The organism is Microbacterium sp. Leaf161 (assembly GCF_001423645.1).
Classification (GTDB): Bacteria; Actinomycetota; Actinomycetes; order Actinomycetales; family Microbacteriaceae; genus Microbacterium; species Microbacterium forte.
In genome coordinates, this window is the sequence record NZ_LMOW01000001.1 from 1,528,351 (window position 1) to 1,546,893 (window position 18,543).

The 18,543-nt window shown below is 67.9% G+C and carries 20 protein-coding genes; 13 read left to right on the plus strand and 7 right to left on the minus strand.

What is annotated here, in order from left to right; all coding sequences use genetic code 11:
• Positions 1 to 44 precede the first annotated feature (44 nt).
• A complete protein-coding gene (locus tag ASF87_RS07500) occupies positions 45 to 602 on the minus strand; it encodes a MarR family winged helix-turn-helix transcriptional regulator (RefSeq protein ID WP_056375338.1) in 558 nt (185 codons plus the stop codon).
• Entirely contained in the window at positions 602 to 820 is a 219-nt protein-coding gene (locus ASF87_RS07505) for a hypothetical protein (RefSeq protein WP_235558902.1), read from the minus strand. Before ASF87_RS07505 ends, ASF87_RS07500 begins: the two co-directional genes overlap by 1 nt.
• Positions 821 to 979: 159 nt before the next feature.
• Between ASF87_RS07505 and ASF87_RS07510 the strand changes: the two genes are divergently transcribed.
• The 8 genes from ASF87_RS07510 (at position 980) to ASF87_RS07545 (ending at position 7,425) form a co-directional block, all read left to right on the plus strand.
• Positions 980 to 1,429 (plus strand): MarR family winged helix-turn-helix transcriptional regulator, encoded by a 450-nt coding sequence (locus ASF87_RS07510; RefSeq protein ID WP_056375339.1) that lies wholly within the window; start codon positions 980 to 982, stop codon positions 1,427 to 1,429.
• Between the two features lie 71 nt (positions 1,430 to 1,500).
• Positions 1,501 to 1,830: a DUF7882 family protein gene (locus ASF87_RS07515; RefSeq protein ID WP_056375340.1), complete on the plus strand. Its 330-nt coding sequence runs from the start codon at positions 1,501 to 1,503 to the stop codon at positions 1,828 to 1,830.
• A 3-nt stretch (positions 1,831 to 1,833) separates the two neighbouring features.
• Positions 1,834 to 2,124, plus strand: a complete 291-nt coding sequence (locus ASF87_RS07520; protein WP_056375341.1) for a hypothetical protein — start codon at positions 1,834 to 1,836, stop codon at positions 2,122 to 2,124.
• A 72-nt stretch (positions 2,125 to 2,196) separates the two neighbouring features.
• Complete coding sequence (locus ASF87_RS07525; RefSeq protein WP_056375342.1) at positions 2,197 to 3,420, plus strand: MFS transporter; 1,224 nt, start codon at positions 2,197 to 2,199, stop codon at positions 3,418 to 3,420.
• A gap of 135 nt (positions 3,421 to 3,555) precedes the next feature.
• Positions 3,556 to 4,863, plus strand: coding sequence for an ABC transporter substrate-binding protein (locus ASF87_RS07530; protein ID WP_082508797.1), 1,308 nt, complete (start codon positions 3,556 to 3,558; stop codon positions 4,861 to 4,863).
• A 72-nt stretch (positions 4,864 to 4,935) separates the two neighbouring features.
• The gene (locus tag ASF87_RS07535; RefSeq protein WP_056375344.1) at positions 4,936 to 5,808 is read left to right on the plus strand and encodes a carbohydrate ABC transporter permease; all 873 of its coding nucleotides are present in this window, start codon (positions 4,936 to 4,938) and stop codon (positions 5,806 to 5,808) included.
• The gene (locus ASF87_RS07540) at positions 5,805 to 6,713 is read left to right on the plus strand and encodes a carbohydrate ABC transporter permease (RefSeq protein ID WP_056375345.1); all 909 of its coding nucleotides are present in this window, start codon (positions 5,805 to 5,807) and stop codon (positions 6,711 to 6,713) included. The genes ASF87_RS07535 and ASF87_RS07540 overlap by 4 nt, the downstream gene beginning before the upstream one ends.
• Before the next feature lies 1 nt (position 6,714).
• The gene (locus tag ASF87_RS07545; protein ID WP_056375346.1) at positions 6,715 to 7,425 is read left to right on the plus strand and encodes an alpha/beta fold hydrolase; all 711 of its coding nucleotides are present in this window, start codon (positions 6,715 to 6,717) and stop codon (positions 7,423 to 7,425) included.
• A gap of 215 nt (positions 7,426 to 7,640) precedes the next feature.
• Here the strand turns inward: ASF87_RS07545 and ASF87_RS07550 are convergent, their stop codons facing one another.
• The 3 genes from ASF87_RS07550 to hisD (ASF87_RS07560) are packed head-to-tail and all read right to left on the minus strand — an operon-like array spanning position 7,641 to position 10,467.
• A complete protein-coding gene (locus ASF87_RS07550) occupies positions 7,641 to 8,381 on the minus strand; it encodes an HpcH/HpaI aldolase family protein (protein WP_056375347.1) in 741 nt (246 codons plus the stop codon).
• The gene (locus ASF87_RS07555; protein WP_056375348.1) at positions 8,381 to 9,139 is read right to left on the minus strand and encodes an SDR family NAD(P)-dependent oxidoreductase; all 759 of its coding nucleotides are present in this window, start codon (positions 9,137 to 9,139) and stop codon (positions 8,381 to 8,383) included. Before ASF87_RS07555 ends, ASF87_RS07550 begins: the two co-directional genes overlap by 1 nt.
• Positions 9,136 to 10,467 carry a histidinol dehydrogenase gene (gene hisD / locus ASF87_RS07560; protein ID WP_056375349.1) on the minus strand — a complete coding sequence of 444 codons (1,332 nt, stop codon included), beginning with the start codon at positions 10,465 to 10,467 and terminating at the stop codon, positions 9,136 to 9,138. Before hisD (ASF87_RS07560) ends, ASF87_RS07555 begins: the two co-directional genes overlap by 4 nt.
• Positions 10,468 to 10,567: 100 nt before the next feature.
• On the opposite strand from hisD (ASF87_RS07560), the gene ASF87_RS07565 reads away from it, so the two are divergent.
• The 4 genes from ASF87_RS07565 to ASF87_RS07580 all read left to right on the plus strand — a co-directional run bounded on the left by ASF87_RS07565 (position 10,568) and on the right by ASF87_RS07580 (position 14,756).
• Positions 10,568 to 11,569, plus strand: coding sequence for a LacI family DNA-binding transcriptional regulator (locus tag ASF87_RS07565; protein WP_056375350.1), 1,002 nt, complete (start codon positions 10,568 to 10,570; stop codon positions 11,567 to 11,569).
• Between the two features lie 135 nt (positions 11,570 to 11,704).
• Entirely contained in the window at positions 11,705 to 12,685 is a 981-nt protein-coding gene (locus ASF87_RS07570; RefSeq protein WP_056375351.1) for a nuclear transport factor 2 family protein, read from the plus strand.
• 30 nt (positions 12,686 to 12,715) lie between these two features.
• Positions 12,716 to 13,885, plus strand: coding sequence for a cupin domain-containing protein (locus ASF87_RS07575; protein ID WP_056375352.1), 1,170 nt, complete (start codon positions 12,716 to 12,718; stop codon positions 13,883 to 13,885).
• Entirely contained in the window at positions 13,878 to 14,756 is an 879-nt protein-coding gene (locus ASF87_RS07580; RefSeq protein WP_082508798.1) for a nitrilase-related carbon-nitrogen hydrolase, read from the plus strand. The genes ASF87_RS07575 and ASF87_RS07580 overlap by 8 nt, the downstream gene beginning before the upstream one ends.
• A 398-nt stretch (positions 14,757 to 15,154) precedes the next feature.
• On the opposite strand, the gene ASF87_RS07585 is transcribed toward ASF87_RS07580, so the two are convergent.
• A complete protein-coding gene (locus tag ASF87_RS07585) occupies positions 15,155 to 16,081 on the minus strand; it encodes a LysR family transcriptional regulator (protein ID WP_056375353.1) in 927 nt (308 codons plus the stop codon).
• Between the two features lie 76 nt (positions 16,082 to 16,157).
• Here ASF87_RS07585 and hisD (ASF87_RS07590) point away from each other — a divergent pair, with 76 nt between their 5' ends.
• A complete protein-coding gene (gene hisD, locus ASF87_RS07590) occupies positions 16,158 to 17,474 on the plus strand; it encodes a histidinol dehydrogenase (RefSeq protein WP_056375354.1) in 1,317 nt (438 codons plus the stop codon).
• Between the two features lie 309 nt (positions 17,475 to 17,783).
• On the opposite strand, the gene ASF87_RS07595 is transcribed toward hisD (ASF87_RS07590), so the two are convergent.
• Positions 17,784 to 18,536, minus strand: a complete 753-nt coding sequence (locus ASF87_RS07595; RefSeq protein WP_056375355.1) for an SDR family NAD(P)-dependent oxidoreductase — start codon at positions 18,534 to 18,536, stop codon at positions 17,784 to 17,786.
• Between the last annotated feature and the right edge of the window lie 7 nt (positions 18,537 to 18,543).

Sequence of the window (18,543 nt, forward strand, 5' to 3'; positions counted from 1 at the left end):
CGGAGCGTCGGGTGGCCGGCCGATCGTCGGCCGGCTCTCGACGATCACTCGCCGGAGGACTCGGATTCCTCGTGCGAGCGGATGACCTCGCGCAGTTCCTGGTCGAGATCGGACGCCTCTTCGATGGCCGAGGTCATGCCAGCGAGGAACCGCGTGACCACGGCGCGCTCCTTGTCGCTCATCTCGTCGACCAGTGCCAGCATCCGCCTGTGCATCGCACCGAGGGTCTCGCGAACCTCGTCGTCGCTGCTGACCGTCGGCACCACGATTCCGGCACGTCGATCGGTCGGGTGCGGCTCTCGCCTCGCGTGCCCGCCCTTCTCCAGGCGGTCGATGAGCGTCGTCGTCGATGCGGTGGAGATGTCGAGCATGCGGGCGATGTCGATGGCTCGCACGATGCGGCCGGCCCGCTGCTCGCGCAGCAGGAAACGCAGGGCGACGAGGTCGGTCTCGTTCATCTTCATCGAGATGCGTGTGCGTTCCCGCATCGCGGTCTCGGCCGCGCGGTAGCGACGCAGCAGGTTCAGAACGTCGACGGTGCTGGCGCTGTCGGCCTCGGGGTACCAGTAGCCGGAACGGCTGAACTCCTCAGAGCGCTCCATCACGCCACCTCGCCATCATCGCTCAGGCTTTCTTCACTTCCACGGGGTTCCGCCTCGCGTGCGAGCATCTCGGCCGCGCCGGACTCGACCTCGGCCGGCACGATCCGGAGTATCCCGCCGGTGATCGCGTCGTGTTCGGCGGTGACGATCTGATCGATCCGCCACGCAGGCACGGAGGGAAAGTCCGCGCGCAGACGGTCGATCATGTCGGCGTACATGATGTACCCGGCATCCTCGAGTGCGAATCGCTCGACCATGAGGCCCCTTTCCCAGAATTCCATCATCTCACTTCATCAGAGTGGCTGGTCGCATTGGATTTCGCTAGGCAACCTGGTTACCTGTTTGTCGAGTACCATGGAAGGGTCAGGGGGTGACGCATGAGCAGCAGGACTGAGACCACGACGCGGGCGACCGAACTCGTCGCGCGTGTCGACGAACTTCGCAGGGCCGAGGCCCAGTTCGGGCGACGCCTTGCCGCGGTGCGCGCGCCGAACGACACCGACAGGGAGGCGATGAGGTACATCCTCGACGCCCCTGACGACGCCCCTGCCACGCCGGGTGGCCTCGCCGCTCACCTGAACGTCAGCACGGCGGCGATCACGAGCCTGCTGCGTCGACTTCAAGAGCGCGGTCAGATCGTCGTGGCGCCGCACCCTGCCGATGCCCGCTCCAAGGTGCTGCGCCCGTCCCTCCGCGATCTCAACGCGCAGGCCGATGAGCTGACGCAGCGCATCGAGTCGCTCGCCAGCGAGTTCACCCCGGATCAGACCGATGCGATCACTCGGTTCCTGCGACGCCTGGCCGAGGAGATCGGCGACCTCCCGTAGACCGGACTGGGATTTAGCTAGGTAATCTAGTAATCTATTTCTCAGCGGAATGTTCGTCTGAGGGAGAGATCATGGGACGCCTGACGTACGGCAACACAGCAACGCCGATCGAGCTCGACGATCGGTTGATGACGCACCTGCGGCTCGTGATCGTGACGAAGCTGCGGCGAAACGAGTCCTTCCCGCTCACGCTCGCGATGGGCGACGGCGTCGCCGAGACGATCTGGGTGCACGCGTCGATTCCGCTGCGCTTCTCCATGACGCAGGAGACGGATGTCGATCGATCGCTGGTGGTGGCGATGATGAACGCGGCGAGCTCCGCTGGAGGCCTCGATCTGACCCGCGACGAGTTCGCCCGGGCCGTCGACGGATCCCGCGCCCTGCATGCGATGAGTGCGTGAACCATGTCTGCACGCATCAGGAACGCCGCCAAGGCTGTGACCAGCGCACGGGTGCGCTCGGCATCGCGGCCCCGAGGGCTGTGGGTGGAAGTCGACCCCGGCTTCCACGTCGGCAATGACCGACGTCAGTTCCTCGGTTCGATCACCGGGACGCCCCGCGAGGGCTTCAGGGCGTTCGGGGCGCAGTCCGATTTCATCGGTCAGTTCGACCGCCTCGATGACGCGAAGGCCGCGATCGCCGCGGCGTCGGCGACCATCGAGGGGTCTGCCCAGGTCGAACCGCTGCTGGGCTGACCACAGTCAGGCGACTCCGGGGCAGCAAAGGGCGATTTTCGGCAAGGCCCTGAGGCGTGTACCGTCGTTGCTATGACTTCGATCGAATCGATTCGACGGCCGGTCGCGGACCGGGCGACCCGTCGTGCGCGGATCGCCGTCTCGGCGCTGTTCCTCACGAACGGCGCGCTGTTCGCCAACATCCTGCCTCGCTACCCCGAGATCAAGGCCGCCCTCGACCTCGACAATGCCGGCTACGGCCTCGCGATCGCCGCCTTCCCCGCCGGAGCCATCGCTGCCGGACTCTTCGCCGCCGTGTTGATCCGCCGTTTCGGCTCGGCGCGGATCGCAGTGATCGGCACGATCGGCACCGGCCTCGGGCTGCTCGCGGCAGCCCTCGCACCCTCCGGCATCCTGTTCGCCGTCGCTCTGCTGCTCGGCGGAGCATTCGATGCGATCACCGACGTCGCGCAGAATGCGCACGGTCTGCGAGTGCAGCGGCGCTACGGCCGTTCGATCATCAACTCGTTCCACGCCATCTGGTCGATCGGCGCGGTGCTCGGTGGCGGCATGGCCGCGGCGGCGATCGCTCTGCAGCTGCCTCTCGGCGTGCACCTGGGCATCTCGACCGCGGTGTTCGCGGGGGTAGCCTTTACGGCGCTCTGGTTCTGCCTGCCCGGCCGCGATGAAGAAGCGGATGCCGAGGCGACTTCCGAACCGGTCGAACTGCAGACCGCGGTGCGCCGCGGTGTGAGCCCGCGGACCGTGATGATCCTCATCGCACTCACGCTCATCGCGATGGCCGGGGCGATCGCCGAAGATGCGGGCAACTCGTGGGCGACCCTCTACCTCAGCGACTCGCTGGGCGCCGCTGCCGCGGTCGCGCCCCTCGGATTCATCGCCCTGGTGGGAGCGCAGTTCATCGGAAGGATGCTGGGCGACGGCATGACCGACCGCTTCGGCCAGCGCGCCGTGGCCCGCGTCGGAGGCCTGATCGCCGCAGGGGGAATGGCCCTCGCCCTCATCTTCCCGAGCGTGCCGGGAACGATCGCCGGGTTCGCCGCCGTCGGCTTCGGCATCGCGACGCTCATCCCCGCGGCCATGCATGCGGCCGATGAGCTGCCGGGTCTGCGACCCGGAGCCGGTCTCACGATCGTGTCGTGGTTGCTGCGGGTCGGCTTCCTGCTCTCGCCGCCGTTCGTCGGCTTCATCGCCGACACCGAGAGTCTGCGTGCCGGGTTGATCGTGGCCCCGGCCGCGGCGTTGGTCGCGGTGCTGCTCGCCGGCGTGCTCGAGAAGCGTCGTCCGCGGGGGTAGCGGACGGCGTCGGGCTCGTCCCTACCCCTGTCAGCCCACCCTGCCGCGGGTTTCGGCAGTATACGTATTCAATCCTCAAGAATTCCGGGAATATAGGCTTCCCTAAGTCCGTTGCATACGTATACCATCAGCGTCATGGGACACATTAAGCATCGGGCACTGCCGGTACTCGCCCTCGCAGCAGTGGGCATGATCGCCCTCTCCAGCTGCGGCGCCGGAACCCGCACCGACAACGCGAACTCGACAACGGTGTCGTGTGACTACACGGCTCCGGAGGGCAAGACCACGGTCAACGTTCTCGCCTATAACTCTTCAGCGATCGATCCGTTCACCGACACCATGGTGTCGAGCTGCTCGACCGACGATGTGACGCTGAAGCACGACCCGATCGACTTCGGGGGGCAGGTGACCAAGACCACCGCGACGCTCGCCGGCGACTCGGGCACTTATGACATCCTCGAGACCTACGGATTCGTCATCCCTGGCTTCGCCGAAGAGGAGAAGCTGGTCCCTCTGAACGACCTGTGGGACCAATACGCCGACGACTACGGTCTGGGTGAGATCAGCCAGTCGATGGTCGAGGGCATGTCGTACGACGGCGAGATCTATGCCATCCCGATGCAGGCGCAGATGTTCGTCATGGCCTACCGCACCGACATCTTCGAGGACCTCGGGCTCGAGGTGCCGACCACCTTCGACGAGATGATCACGGCGGCAGAGGCGATCCAGGCCGAAGGGCTCATGGACTACCCGATCGCGCTGCCATGGCTCGCGACGAGCGACGTCTCGACCGGCTTCCAGGCCGCGATGAACTCGCTTGGAGCGGACTTCGTGAACGCCGACGGCGACGTGACACTCGATGGCCCCGAGGCCAAGCAGGCCGTCGAGGCGATGCTCGCGCTCAAGCCCTACATGGATCCGCAGGTCACGACCTTCGACCAGCCCAAGGTGCAGCAACAGATGTTCAACGGCACTGCGGCCATGTCGATCATGTTCTCCGGTCGGATGATCGACCTGACCCTGCCGGAGAACTCGAAGCTGTCCGACTCCTTCGGGTTCGCGGGAGCTCCCAAGCTCTCGGACGACGCCGACTATTCCTACAACCGACTGTCGATCGACGGATGGTCGATCCCGTTCAACACCAAGCTCGACCACGACATGCTCTTCCAGATGATGGCATCCGCGGTCAGCGAGGACGCCTCGAAGGCATCCGTGCCTGCTGCGTACCCGGCTCGTGAGGGCATGGTCACTGAGGAGAACTCGCCCTACGGCGCCGCTGCCAACGACTCGATCGCCTCGGCGATGCCGCCGATCGTCTCGCCGGTGCTCGCCGATCTGACGAACGAGATCCGCCCGATCCTGGTCGAGATCCTCAACGGCAATGTCTCCGTCGACGAGGGCCTGTCGCAGATGCAGGCCGCAGGCGAGGCATTCGTCGGCTGATCCAGGACCGTCGGTCCGCAGCTGTGGCCTGAGCGCGAGTTCAGGCCACAGCTCGTCCAAGGGAGGACGCATATGAAGACACGCGAGTTCTGGCTGCTCTTCGCCCCGAGCCTGTTGGTGATGGGAGCGCTTCTCGTGCTGCCGCTGGTGCGCACGGTGCAATGGAGCTTCGAGCAGGTGCGCTACGGCTCACCCGGATCCTTCGTGGGGCTGGACAACTTCGTCTACGCGCTCACCGATCCGCGCTTTCACCGGGCGGTCGCCTTCACCGTGATCGTCACGGTCATCACGACCGTGATCCTGCTCGTGTTCGGCTACATCATCGCGACCGGTGTCAACAGGATCACGACTTCTCGCCCTCTGGTCCTGGGCATCCTGCTCGTGTCGTACGTGCTCCCGAACCTCGTCGGAGCCGTGGCGTTCTCCTGGCTCTTCGACGACAGTTTCGGCGGCGTCGTCAATCGGTTCATCGGGTTGATGGGCGGCACACAGGTGCTCTGGTTCACCGATCAGGTGCCCAACGCGATCCTGGTGATCGCCAACACGGTCTGGTCGATGCTCCCGTTCGCCATGCTGATCATCCTGGCGGGGCTGCAGGGGGTGCCGAACGAACTGAAGGAAGCCGCGAAGATCGACGGCGCCAATGCCGTCCAGACCCACATCAGCGTGATCATCCCGACCATTCGCGGGGTGCTCGGGTTCGTGACGCTGATCACGATCATGGACGTCCTGAGGATGTTCGACAACCTGATCCCCCTGTCGCCGCAGGCGCAGTCGATCGGCAACGAGTCGATCATGCTCTACGTCTACTCGGTCGCCTTCGCCGACGGCGCACAGAACCTCGGCCTCGGCAGCGCGATCAACGTGCTCACCATCGTCCTCATCCTCATCATGCTGATCCCGTTCATCCGGGGCATCTTCAAGGAAGCGAAGGCAGAACGATGAGCCTCACGACCTCCGAGCTCTCCGACTCCGAGCTCTCCACCCGGGCGATCATCACCAGCGGCGCATCGAAGCGCAAGCGGCGCGGACCGAACCGCCCCCCGGTCGTCACCGGACTGCTGCTCGGCATCCTCTGCATCGTGATGCTCAGCCCGTTCATCTGGATGGCGCTGTCGGTCACGAAGCCCACAGACGTCGCGTTCTCGAACCCGCCGGTGTTCTGGGACTACGAGCCCACGCTGCAGGCCTTCGTCAACCTGTGGGAGACGACCTACTTCGCGGACTACCTCGTCAACACCCTCGTGGTCGCCGTCGTCTCGACCGTGCTCGCGCTGGTCATCGGCATCCCCGCGGCGTACGCGCTCTCAAGGTTCCCGAGCTATGTTTCGGCGCTGCTGCTGGTGCTCGCCCTGATCTTCCGGGCGCTCCCGCGCTTCTCGGTCGTGCTGCCGATGTACGACATCAGCAGGGCGCTCGGCATCTACGACACGACGTTCGCGTTGGCGATCGCCCTCGTCGCGATCAACCAGCCGTTCACGATCTGGCTGCTGCGCAACTTCTTCGCCGAGATCCCCCGGGAGCTCGACGAGGCCGCCATGATCGACGGATGCACCAGGATCGGGATGCTGCGCCGGGTCATGATCCCGCTGATGGGCCCCGGCATCCTGACGGCCGGTATCTTCGTCTTCCTGTTCGCGTTCCAGGAGTACCTGACGGCTCTCGTGCTCACCGACACCTCTTCGAAGACCGTGCCGGTCTTCATCGCCACCCAGCTCGGGCAGACCCTGCCGATGCTGCAACAGGCGGGAGCCGCATCGATGCTGCTCACGATCCCGGTGTTCGTGATCGCGTTCATCGCGCAGAAGTATCTCGTCGCCGGCCTCAGCGACGGCGCTGTGAAGGGCTGACATGGCGGTCGCGGTGCCGCCGATCGTGCTGCTGGCCGGCATGAACTGCACCGCCGATCTATGGGAGGACGGCGGTTTCGGAGGGGGAGCAGGTGGGGCGATCCGGCCGGTGCTGGATCGCCCCACCGTCTCGGGGCAGGTCGATGCGCTGCTCGACGAGCTGCCCGATTCGTTCATCGTGGTCGGGCACTCGCTCGGCGGCATCGTCGGCATGGCGCTCGCGCTCGCCGCTTCGACGCGTGTCGCGGGGCTCTGCCTCGTGTCGACCAACGCCAAGGCGCCGACCGATGCGCAGCGCTCCGGCTGGACGAGCTGGCTGGATGCTCTCGACGGTGGTGCTGAGCCGCGAGCGCTGCAGGACAGCATCCTCCAGCCTCTGCTCGGAGAGAACGTCGTGCGAGATCGTCCCGACCTCGTGGAGCGCACGCTGCGCATGGGCGAGGAGACCGGGGTCGAGCGGCTGCGGGCTCAGCTGCGGATGCAGCTCACACGCACCGATCTGCTGTCGCGACTCGGCGTACTGACCATGCCGACGCTCGTCGTCTCAGGACTCGACGACGTCATCTGCCCGCCGCGCTTCCACACCGAGATCGTGTCGGCGATGCCGGACGCAAGGCTCGTGTCTCTGGATGCCGGCCACCTGCTGCCGCTCGAGAGGCCGCGGGAATTCGGTGGACTCGTGGGGTCTTGGCGCTCACACCTCCGCATCTGAGCCCGCAGACGCTCGGGCGCCGTCGCGCGGCGTCCTCTCGGGAGGAGGACTGCGCCCGGGGAGGAGAGAACCCGCGGATCTCTCCTCCCGAAGCGCAGTTCTGCTCCCGAGGGGTGGGGATGCGGCCGCGGGTCCCGAGGGGTCGGGATGCGGCCGCGGGTCGCGAGGGGTGGGGATGCGGCGCGCTCCCGAGGGGTGGGGATGCGGCCGCGGGCTCAGCGCTCGGGCGTCGCCAGTCCGCGCAGATGCGCCATGAGCGAGGAGGCGAGGTTGTAGACCACGAGGTCGGCGCCGGCGGTGAAGGCCGCGCTTGCCGCATCCCGCGTGCCGACGATGTCCATGCGCAGCGAACCGGCGCGCGCGAGGGCCGAGTGCACGGCGGCGATGGCGTGCGGCACGGGCTCATCATCCGGGCCGGAGCTGGCCGCGAGATCGGCCGGACCGACCATGATGCCGTCGAGGCGCGGCACAGTGACGAGCGCATCGACGTTCGTGACGCCGCAGGGCGACTCGATCATGCCGAGCACCAGAGTGTTCTCGAGCCACCACTCGCGGTGGTCGGCGGGGTCGACGAGACCGAAGCGCCCTGCCCGGCTGTACGTCGCGAATCCGCGCGACCCGAGCGGGGGATACATCGCCGCGGCCACCAGCGCCTCGGCATCCGCAGTCGTGTCGAGGTGGGGAGCCAGGATGCCCTCGGCTCCCTGATCGAGCACCCGCAGGATCTGACCCCGATCGCCCTCGCCGACGCGCACGATGACCGGCACATCGTGCACCTGCGCGAGCGCGATGTGCTGACGCAGCGCGACGAGGTCGGCCGGTCCGTGCTCGCAGTCGATCAGGACGAAGTCGAACTCGGCGACGGCGAGCATCTCGACGAGCTCTTCGGACGGCATCCGCAGCAGGGCGCCGATCAGCTTCTCGCCCGCGCGTGCCCTGGCGCGCAGCGACGGCATCAGGCCACCATCCCGGCCGAGAGGTCGATGTCGGCGCCGCACATGCCCGGCATCGCGAGCATCGCGATGACCGCCGCGCCGACCTCGTCTTCCGTGACCATACGGCCGAGAGCCGCACGCGACACGAACGCCTGCTCGGCATCGTCGATGCTCGTGCCCGAGCGCTCGGCCTCGAGGCGGAAGTTGCGTTCCATCCGCGGGCCCTGCACCGGGCCGGGTGAGAGCGAGTTCACGCGCACGCCGGCGGGGCCGACCTCGAACGCGAGCGTCGACGTGAGTCCGATCACGGCCATCTTCGAGGCGCAGTAGGGGGTGCGATGCGCGAGCGGACGCTTGCCAGAGACGGATGCCACGTTGATGACGTCGCCGTCGCCGCGCTCGACCATTCCGGGCAGCAGCGCCTTGCAGAGCAGGAAGGTGCCGCGCACGTTCACGGCGAACACTTCGTCCCAGTCCGCGACGTCGACGTCGGTGAGCGCCGCGACCGGACCCGGGATGCCGGCGTTGTTGACGAGGATCGACACCTCGGTGCCGACGAGCTGCTCGCGGAGCGCGTCGACGGATGCCGGGTCGGACACGTCGCACGATATCCCCCGCGCCCGTGACCCGAGGTACGCCGCGACGCGGTCGAGCTTCGCGGCGTCGCGCCCGACCACCACGACGTGCGCACCGGCGGCGTGCAGCGACCGGGCGATGGCCGCCCCGAGTCCGCTGCCGCCGCCGGTGACCACTGCCGTGCGACCGGAGAGGTCGGTCATCGCGTCTCCGCGCCGACCGCGGCGTGGCTCTCTTCGATCCAGGCGAATTCCGTGCCGGCATGACGCCAGGCACGGGCGTCACCCGAGCGGGCGTGGCCCTCGAACAGCTCGACCCGGGCAGCGCGCCCGCAGACGGCGCCGAGCTCGGCCGACGACTCGGTGTTCTGCACTTCCTGGTACGTCACGGTGCGCAGATACTTGCCGACCCAGAGCCCGCCCGTGTACCGGGCAGCGCCGAGCGTCGGCAGCACGTGGTTGGTGCCGATCACCTTGTCGCCGTAAGAGACGCACGTGTTCTCGCCGAGGAACAGCGCGCCGTAGTCGTGCATCTTCGTCAGAGCCTCGCGCGGGTTCCGGGTGAAGATCTGCACGTGCTCGAAGGCGAAGTCGTCGGCGATCCGATAGGCCTCGTCGAGGTCGTCGGCGACGATCACCTGACCCCAGTCGCGCCAGGCCGGACCCGCGTAGTCGCGCGTGGGCATGCCGGGAAGGATCTTCTCGATCCAGTCCATGACCTCTTCGGCCAGCGCCTGCGACGTCGTCACGAGCACGGCGGGCGAGTCGGGTCCGTGCTCTGCCTGAGACAGCAGGTCGACCGCGGTGAAGAACGGGTCGGCGTGCTCGTCGGCGACGATGAGGATCTCGGTGGGGCCGGCGAACAGGTCGATGCCGACCTCGCCGAACAGCTGTCGCTTGGCCTCGGCGACGTAGGCGTTGCCCGGCCCGGCGATCATGTTCACCGGCTCGATCGAGTCGGTGCCCACGGCCATCGCGGCGACGGCCTGGACTCCGCCGAGGATGTAGATCTCGTCGGCGCCGGCCATCTTCATCGCGGCCACTGTCGCAGCGGGGATCTCGCCGCGGATGGGCGGGGTGCACGCGACGACCCGAGGGACCCCCGCCACCTTGGCCGTGATGATCGTCATGTGCGCGGACGCCGTCAGCGGGTACTTGCCTCCGGGGATGTATGCCCCCGCAGCCTGCACGGGCACGTGCTTCTGGCCGAGGAACACCCCCGGAAGGGTCTCGACCTCGATGTCGACCAGTGAATCGCGCTGCGCCTGCGCGAACCGGCGCACCTGGCTCTGCACGAACTCGATGTCGGTGATCACCTGTGCGTCGAGCGTGCCGATGATCTCCGTGATCTCCTCCTCGGAGAGTCGGTACGAGTCGCGACTCCAGTTGTCGAACTGCTCGGCATACCGGCGCACGGCGACGTCGCCGTTCTCGCGGATGTCGCCGATGATTCCCCTCACCCGCTCGGCGACGTCCTGCTGAGCGGTGTCCGCGAACGTCTTCGTCGGCGCGGTCTTGAGATGCAGGGGCATGGCCCTTCCTTCCGTTGCATACGTATGTGCTGATTATGACCGCGTATGCATTCGGGCGTCAAGAGCAGTAGAATCCGTGAGATCGAGGGGGAGGCGCCAGATGGTCGTCACGAGTCGTGATGTGGCCCGCTTGGCGGGTGTCTCGCAGCCGACGGTGTCTCGGGCGCTGCGCGACGATGCGCGAGTGTCCGAGGCGACGAAGCTCAGGGTGCGCGAAGCGGCCCAGCTGCTGGGCTACGTGCCGAGCGAGGCGGGGCGTGCCCTGTCGTCGGGTCGAACCCGGCGCATCGGCCTGCTGCTGACCGATCTCGACAACCAGTTCTACTCGCACATCATCGCCCCGGTGCACCGGGAGCTCGAGACCCTCGGCTACCAGCTGATGCTGCACACCGAGTCGGCCGACAACGACACGATCGTCGAACGGCTGCTCGCCAACGGTCTCGACGGCGTGATCCTCGCGACCACCACGGTCGAGTCCGTCGCACCGTTGCGCCTGAAGGACCGCGGCCTGCCGTTCGTGTACTTCAATCGCACCGGCTCGTTCGTCGAGGCGGATGCCACCGTCGTCGATCCCGCGCCGGGCTATCGCGACGCTGTCCGGCGGGCGGTCGAGCTCGGTCACACGCGCGTGGGAGCGGTCCTCGGACCGAGCAACACCAGCACGGCGCAGAGCCGAGAGGCGGCCTTGCGCGACGCCCTCGTCGCCGAGGGCGTGACGCTGCACGAGAGCGATGTGCGGCGGGTTCCGTACGGAGCAGCCGAGGGTGAGGCGGCGGCATCCGAGATCCTCGCCGGAGCGGACCGCCCGACCCTCCTGTTCTGCGGCAACGACGTGGTCGCATACGGGGCGCTCAACGCCGCCCACCGCGCGGGTCTGCGCGTGCCGGAGGACCTCTCGGTCCTCGGCTTCGACGATCTGCCCGAGGCGGCCTGGCCCATCATCGACCTGGCCACGATCGGATACGACATCGCCGGCATGGCGCGCACCGCCGCAGACCTCATCGTGCGTCGCATCGAGGACCCGGACGCCGCACTCGAGAAGACGCGGTTCGAATCCGCTTTCGTGCCGCGGCGCACTCTCGCGGCCCCGCACGCCGGCTGACCCCGCCGCTCGGCGATGATCACCGTGTGCGCAGGATCGTCTCTTGCGCTGGTTTGTGCATACGCATACACTGACGAAGACGAAGCCAGCGATCACCGATGAACCGCAGCTTCGCGTCTCGAAGGAGTGAAAAGCGTGTCTCTCGACCCGGTTGCTTACCTGCCGTACAAAGACCCCGACGACTTCATCCGTGAGGTCACCGATCTGATCTGGGTCGATCGGTCGATCAGCTTCATCCGCGAAAACTACGAGCCCGACTCGATCGTGCACGGCGCCTACGGCACCTCGACCACGCGGCAGGAGGTCATCGAGGGAACGCTCATGCGCATCTCGGCGACGCCCGATCGCACCGGCCAGGCGGAGGACGTGATCTGGGAGGCCCGTGGAGACGACGCGTTCCTCAGCTCGCATCTCGTGCTCTCCGGACATCTGCAGACGTCGTCGCACAGCCGCACGATCGCCAACTGCCTGTACCGCAAGGGGCGCATGGTCGAGGAGTGGGTGGTGCGGGACTCGCTCGCCGGTGCGCTCGAGAGCGGCCTCGACGTCGATGAGCTCGCCCGCGCCCAGGCCTTCCGCGGGTACACCGGATCATGGACCGAGCCGGCCCCCGCCGATCCGATCGCGAAGGGCGACTCCGGTGCGCGCCCCGACGACTACCGCTCCGAGGTCGAGACCGTGATCGACATGATCCAGACGGTCTGGAACGACCGCGACCTGCAGAAGGTCGAGAAGTTCTTCCACCGCGACCTCGTTCTGCTCACGGTCGGCAACCGGGTCGTCATCCGTCCCGAGGGCTACCGTCGGGCGCTGCTGCGGTTCCTCGAGTCGTTCCCCGCGGGACAGTTCGAGATCCGCGACATCCAGACCAACTACGACGTGCGCTATGCGGGCCTGCGCGTCGCCGTCACCTGGAAGTTCGTGGGCGACTACAACGGCGTGCCGAACTACGGCAGCCTCACCGGCAAGCCGATCGACCTGATCGGCATCTCGCAGTTCACATTCCACCAGGGAGCCCTCGTCAAAGAGGTGCGCCTGTGGGACGACATCGCCCTGCGCGCCCAGATCGCGGGCGTTCGCGGCGACGAGCCTGCGGCCTTCAGCAACATCTACTGATCAGCGACTGATCGACAAGGAGAAGAAGAAATGAGCAACGCCATCGTCGACCAGGTCGACGTCATCGTCCCCGCAGACGAGATCCAACGCCGCACCATCCGCCGTACTGATTGGGTGCCGTGCAACTCGGCCTTCATCGACTGCCGCACCCCGGGTTCGGACCGCAAGGAGAACTACTCGTTCATCGGTGCCGGTGTTTCGCAGAATGCCAGCCAGTACGTGAACCTCGAGGTGAACCACGGCTTCAACACCGGGGCCGCCGGCATGCCGAACGGCATCTCGAACAATCTGCACCTTCACTTCACCGCAGAGGTGTTCATCAACCTCGGCGGCGAGTTCCGACTCCGCTGGGGTGTCGACGGCAAGCAGGGCGAGTACATCAGCCACGACGGCGACATCGTCACGATCCCCACCTGGATCTTCCGCGGCTTCACCAACGAGGGGCCTGACGACGGCATCCTCTACACGGTGCTCGGTCGCGATGACAACGGCGGCATCATCTGGGGTCCCTCAGTGCTTCGTGAGGCGGAGTCGTACGGGCTGCACCTCACTGCCGACAACAAGCTCATCGACACGGTCGCGGGAGATGTGCTGCCCGACGACGTGCCCCTGATCACGCCGATGAAGCAGCACTACATCGACGAGCTCACGACCTACACGGTCGAGGACATGCGCTCGCGGGTCATCCAGCCGGGTGACCGCAAGTACTCGTCGGCGGCACTGCTCTGCGCAGCGGTCGACGGCGGCCGCGTCGAGCTGGCCACCGCCATCGGCTACGGCATGAGCGAGAACCGTCGCCAGGTGCCGAACGTGACCGAGCCGCACTCGTTCAACCTCGCGTGGGTGCGTGCCGAGGCGGGGCAGGGCGTGCTTCGCCACCGCCATGACAAGACGCAGGCGCTGCTGTTCAAGACCGGTCGCTGGGAGGTCACACTCAACGGCGACCCGTCTACTGCCGTCACGCTGGGCGCAGGCGACACGTTTTCGGTGCCCGAGGGCAGCTGGCGCTCGTACGTCTGCGTCGAGGGCGACGAGACCGGAACCGGAACGGTGCTCGTGATCAACGGCGGCGACGACCGCGTCTACCTCGAGTGGGCTCCGGAGGTCGTCGAGGCGGCGGCCGCCGCCGACTGGACCATCGACCCCAACAGCTACCTGGCCCCGCTCGGAGTGATGGTCACCGCCACCGAAGATGACTGAGATCGCAGGGGCGCGAGGGGCTTCCGGCTCCTCGCGCTCCGGCGTCTCCTCCGCGGGTGCCGGAGCATCGGATGCCGGTTCGCTGCGTGTCGCCGCGATCTCGCCCGAGATCGTGATCGGCGACGTCGACGGCAACCTCGACCGCATCCGCTCGGCGATCTCCGCGGCCGCGCGCCGCGGCGCTCAGCTGATCGTGCTGCCGGAGCTGGCCACGAGCGGCTATGTGTTCGCCGATCGTGAGGAGGCGCTCGGCGCCGCTCTGACCGCCGACGACCCGCGGTGGTCGTCGGTGCAGGAGGCGATCCCCGAGGGTGCCGTCGTCGTGGTCGGGTATGCCGAGAGCGACGGCGTTCGTCTGTTCAACACCGCCGCGGTCCTCACCCGCGATCTGCGCCTCGCCGACTATCGCAAGGCGCACCTCTGGGGGGCCGAGAAGCTGGTCTTCGACAGCGGGTCCGAGGCCGGACTCGTCGTGGATGCCCCGTTCGGGCGTCTCGGCGTGGCGCTCTGCTACGACAACGAGTTCCCGGAGGTGCCCCGTCGGCTGGCGCTGGCGGGCGCTGACGTGCTCGCACTTCCGGTCAACTGGCCGCTCGTTCCGCGCCCCGCTGGTGAGCATGCTCCCGAGCTCATCCAGGCCATGGCATCGGCCAGGTCGTCGCGGCTCCCCGTCGTGATCGCCGATCGGTGGGGCTCGGAGCGCGGGGTCGACTGGACAGACGGCACGGCGATCATCGACGAGCAGGGGTGGATCGTCGCGTTCCGGGCCGTCATGGGGGCGACGGCCGTGCTGTCGCTCGACGCGGTGCGCGGCAAGGCGCTCCCGCCGCACAACGATCTGTTCGCCGACCGCCGGGCCGACCTGTACTGACCCGTGCCGGTTGCAGGACCTGACCCGTGCCGGTTGCAGGACCTGACCCGTGCCGGTTGCGGGACCTGCCCCGTGCCGGTTGCGGGACCTGACCCGTGCCGGATGCAGGACCTGACCCGTGCCGGATGCGGGACCTGCCCCGTGCCGGTTGCAGGACCTGACCCGTGCCGGATGCAGGACCTGCCCCGTGCCGGTTGCGGGACCTGCCCCATGCCGGTTGCGGGACCTGCCCCGTGCCGGTTGCGGGACCTGCCCCGTGCCGGTTGCGGGACCTGACCCGTGCCGGATGCAGGACCTGACCCGTGCCGGATGCAGGACCTGAGCGCGGATGCAGGGCTGGATCGTCGATCTGCTCCCGCATCCGTGCCGTCGTCCTGCAGACGGGTCGGAACCCGCGGTCATGCGAGAGCGGTGCGCCCCTGATGCTCCGGCAGTCGTTCGCGCAGCATCCGCTCTGCCAGCTCGGCCAGCTTCTGCGTCGCGGGCGACAGCAGCACGCCCTCGCGCTGCACGAGCGCGATGGTGTCGTGCATCGGCTCGGCGAACGGGAAGGTGCGGATGCCTGACGGAAACGCGTCGGATTCGGCGATCGACCGCGACACGATCGTGTCGGCGGTGCCCGCCGCGACCAGGCTGAGCGCCGTCTCGACGTGCTCGACCTCGACCGCCGGCTCGATGGTGAGCCCCCGCAGCCGTGCGCGTTCGAGCAGCTGGCGCCGCGTGGGGTCGTCCCATCCGGCGAAGGCGTCGTAGAGCACGAGCTTGGCGTCGGCGACCTCGTCGATCGTGACGGCCGGGGTGTCGGGCTCGCGGGTGGCCGAGGCATAGAGCACCTCGTCGCGGAACAGCGGGCGCACCTCGAGGCCGTCCTCGTCGACCGGAAGAACCAGCAGGCCGGCTTCGAGCTCGCCGGCGGCGATCGAGCGGGCGACGTGCGCCGAGTTGATGCCGACGAGCCGCAGTCGCACGTTCGGATGCCGGTGATGGAAGGTCTCGGCCAGATCCGCGAGCGCGTAATAGGCCGCGTTGCGCAGCACGCCGAACGTGCAGGTGCCGCGGTCCAGCGACGTGAGCGCCTGGATGGTGTCGATGCCGTTCTGCACCGCGCTCACTGCCTGCGCCGCGTGGGGGCGCAGCTCGAGCGCGGCGGCCGTCGGCACGAGGCGCCTGCTGCCGCGGGTGAAGAGGGTCACGCCGAGTTCGCGTTCGAGGCGCGCGACGAGCTCAGAGACGGAGGCCTGCGTCATGCCCAGAGTCCTGCCCGCCGCCGTGAACGAGCCGTCGTCGAGCGCCGCGAGGAAGGCCGTCAGCTGCGTGATGGTCATAGCCAATGGTAAACCCGATGGATCGCCACGGATCATCAGGCTTGTCTCGTGGATGCAGCGGATCTAGCCTTCCTGCATGCGTTACTCCTCAGCTGTCCTCGCCCGCTACGACGGCGACTTCCATCACCTCAAGACCCCGCTCATCGACGCACCCGCCGCGCAGCGCGATCCGGCCGTCATCGAGACCGTCACGAGCATGCTCGCCGACATCCGCGAGCGCGGTCTGGATGCCGTGCTCGATTACGCACGCACGCTCGACAACTACCAGGGTGCCGACATCGAGCTCACCGCCGAGCAGATCGCGAGCAGCGGAGACCGCCTCGACCCGGATCTGCGCGCGGCGATCGAACTGGGGGCCGAGCGCACGCAGGCGTTCGCGCGCGCCTCCCGCGAGCACCTGACCGACTTCGAGACCGAGTTCGTTCCCGGCATCGTGACCGGCGCCAAGTACATCCCCGTCTCGCGCGTCGGTGCGTACCTGCCGGCCGGTCGATTCCCGCTCACGGCGAGCGCCTTCATGACCGTGGGCGTGGCGAAGGCGGCGGGTGTGCCGACCGTGATCGCGTGCACGCCTCCGCAGCCCGACGGCGGAGCGAACGACGCCGTCGTCTACGCCGCGCACCTTTCGGGCGTCGATCGCGTGTTCGTGATCGGCGGGGTGCAGGCGCTCGCGGCCATGGCCTACGGGCTGCTCGGCGATCTGCCCGTCGACATGCTCGTCGGCGCGGGCAACGCATTCGTGGCCGAGGCCAAGCGTCAGCTCTTCGGCACGGTCGCGATCGACCTGCTCGCGGGTCCGAGCGAGGTCGCCGTGATCTCCGACGAGACCGCCGACCCCGTGCTCGTGGCCGCAGACCTGTTGGGGCAGGCGGAGCACGGGCCGAACTCGCCCGCGGCGCTCATCACGACATCCGAAGAGCACGGCCACGCCGTGATCGCTGAGATCGAACGACAGCTCGAGACGCTGGCGACCGTCGACATCGCGGGTGCCGCCTGGCGCGACTACGGTGTCGTCACGGTCGCGAAGGATCGCGAGACCGCCGCGGCCCTCATGGATGACCTCGCTCCTGAGCACCTCGAGCTGCTCACGGCCGACGACGAGTGGTACCACGAGAATCTGCGCAACTACGGCTCGATCTTCATCGGGCCCTGGAGCACCGTCGCCTACTCCGACAAGGGCATGGCCGGCACCAACCACGTGCTGCCGACGGCCGGTGGGGCGAAGCACAGCGCGGGTCTCTCGGTGTCGCGATTCCTCAAGCCGCTGACCTATCAGCGCATCAGCCGGGAGGCGACACCCGAGCTCGCGAACGCCGTGCAGGTGATCTCCGACTCCGAGGGGATGGCCGCGCACAGCGCGACGGCCACGCTGCGGTTGGACCGTCTCGCCTGACGGGGCGTGCCCTCGGTGGTCCGATCCGGTATCGACGGGTAGGTCGGTGCCGGATGCAGGACCGAGGCACGGATGCAGGGCGAGATCGCCGATCTCGCTCGGCATCCGTGCTTTCGTCCTGCGGCGGGCCGGGGCGCCTGGGCTGCGACGCCGGAGGTGGGGCCGGATGCCGGCGGATGTGGGGCCTGACCGGTGTCGGATGCAGGACCGAGGCACGGATGCGGGATCATGCGGGTGGTTCAGTCCTGCATCCGTGCTTTCGTCCTGCAGATGTGCCGCACTGCGAGACCCGCGCGCGGCCACCGAACCTCAGAGGGCGGTGTAGCCGCCGTCGACGAGGTGGTAGCTGCCGGTGATGAAGCTGGCGGCGTCGCTGGCGAGGAAGGCGATGAGGTTCGCGACTTCGTCGGCCTGGCCGAGACGGCCGATCGGGTGCTTGCTCACGAGGAACGCCCTCGCCTCTTCGCCCATGCTCGCGAGCAGCGGGGTGTCGATGAAGCCGGGGCCGACCGAGTTCACGCGCACGCCCTGCGCGGAGTACTCGAGCGCGGCCGACTTGGTCATCCCGACGACCGCGTGCTTGGCGGCGACGTAGGCGGGCGAGTTCGCGAAGCCGACGCTGCCGAGGATCGACGCGATGTTCACGACAGAGCCGCCGCCGTTCGCGAGGATCGAGGGGATCTGCGCCTTCATGTTGCGGAAGACGGCGTTGAGGTTGATCGAGATGACCTTGTCCCACGCGGCGTCGTCGTATTCGGCGGTGGGGGCGGATGCTCCGCCGATGCCGGCGTTGTTGACGCCGATGCGCAGCGGGGCGAGCGTGTTCGCGAGCTCGACCGAGCTGGCGATCCAGGCTGTGTCGGTCGCATCGCCGACCGATGCCTCGGCGGTGCCGCCAGCGGCGCGGATCTCATCGACGACCGCGTTCGCGTGCTCCGCGTTCAGGTCGTTGACGACGACGGATGCGCCGTTCTGAGCGAGCAGGAGAGCGGTCGAGCGTCCGATTCCGCTGCCTGCTCCCGTCACGATCGCCGAGCGGTTCGAGACGTCGTACTGAGCCACGAGTGAC

Coding starts and splice junctions, on each gene's coding strand:
- ASF87_RS07505 (WP_235558902.1), bottom strand. CDS start 820: ATGTACGCCGACATGATCGACCGTCTGCGCGCGGACTTTCCCTCCGTG.
- ASF87_RS07580 (WP_082508798.1), top strand. CDS start 13,878: ATGACTGAGATCGCAGGGGCGCGAGGGGCTTCCGGCTCCTCGCGCTCC.
- ASF87_RS07500 (WP_056375338.1), bottom strand. CDS start 602: ATGGAGCGCTCTGAGGAGTTCAGCCGTTCCGGCTACTGGTACCCCGAG.
- ASF87_RS07545 (WP_056375346.1), top strand. CDS start 6,715: ATGGCGGTCGCGGTGCCGCCGATCGTGCTGCTGGCCGGCATGAACTGC.
- ASF87_RS07535 (WP_056375344.1), top strand. CDS start 4,936: ATGAAGACACGCGAGTTCTGGCTGCTCTTCGCCCCGAGCCTGTTGGTG.
- hisD (WP_056375349.1), bottom strand. CDS start 10,467: ATGCCCCTGCATCTCAAGACCGCGCCGACGAAGACGTTCGCGGACACC.
- ASF87_RS07520 (WP_056375341.1), top strand. CDS start 1,834: ATGTCTGCACGCATCAGGAACGCCGCCAAGGCTGTGACCAGCGCACGG.
- ASF87_RS07565 (WP_056375350.1), top strand. CDS start 10,568: ATGGTCGTCACGAGTCGTGATGTGGCCCGCTTGGCGGGTGTCTCGCAG.
- ASF87_RS07515 (WP_056375340.1), top strand. CDS start 1,501: ATGGGACGCCTGACGTACGGCAACACAGCAACGCCGATCGAGCTCGAC.
- ASF87_RS07555 (WP_056375348.1), bottom strand. CDS start 9,139: ATGACCGACCTCTCCGGTCGCACGGCAGTGGTCACCGGCGGCGGCAGC.
- ASF87_RS07550 (WP_056375347.1), bottom strand. CDS start 8,381: ATGCCGTCGCTGCGCGCCAGGGCACGCGCGGGCGAGAAGCTGATCGGC.
- hisD (WP_056375354.1), top strand. CDS start 16,158: ATGCGTTACTCCTCAGCTGTCCTCGCCCGCTACGACGGCGACTTCCAT.
- ASF87_RS07510 (WP_056375339.1), top strand. CDS start 980: ATGAGCAGCAGGACTGAGACCACGACGCGGGCGACCGAACTCGTCGCG.
- ASF87_RS07585 (WP_056375353.1), bottom strand. CDS start 16,081: ATGACCATCACGCAGCTGACGGCCTTCCTCGCGGCGCTCGACGACGGC.
- ASF87_RS07540 (WP_056375345.1), top strand. CDS start 5,805: ATGAGCCTCACGACCTCCGAGCTCTCCGACTCCGAGCTCTCCACCCGG.
- ASF87_RS07525 (WP_056375342.1), top strand. CDS start 2,197: ATGACTTCGATCGAATCGATTCGACGGCCGGTCGCGGACCGGGCGACC.
- ASF87_RS07530 (WP_082508797.1), top strand. CDS start 3,556: ATGGGACACATTAAGCATCGGGCACTGCCGGTACTCGCCCTCGCAGCA.
- ASF87_RS07575 (WP_056375352.1), top strand. CDS start 12,716: ATGAGCAACGCCATCGTCGACCAGGTCGACGTCATCGTCCCCGCAGAC.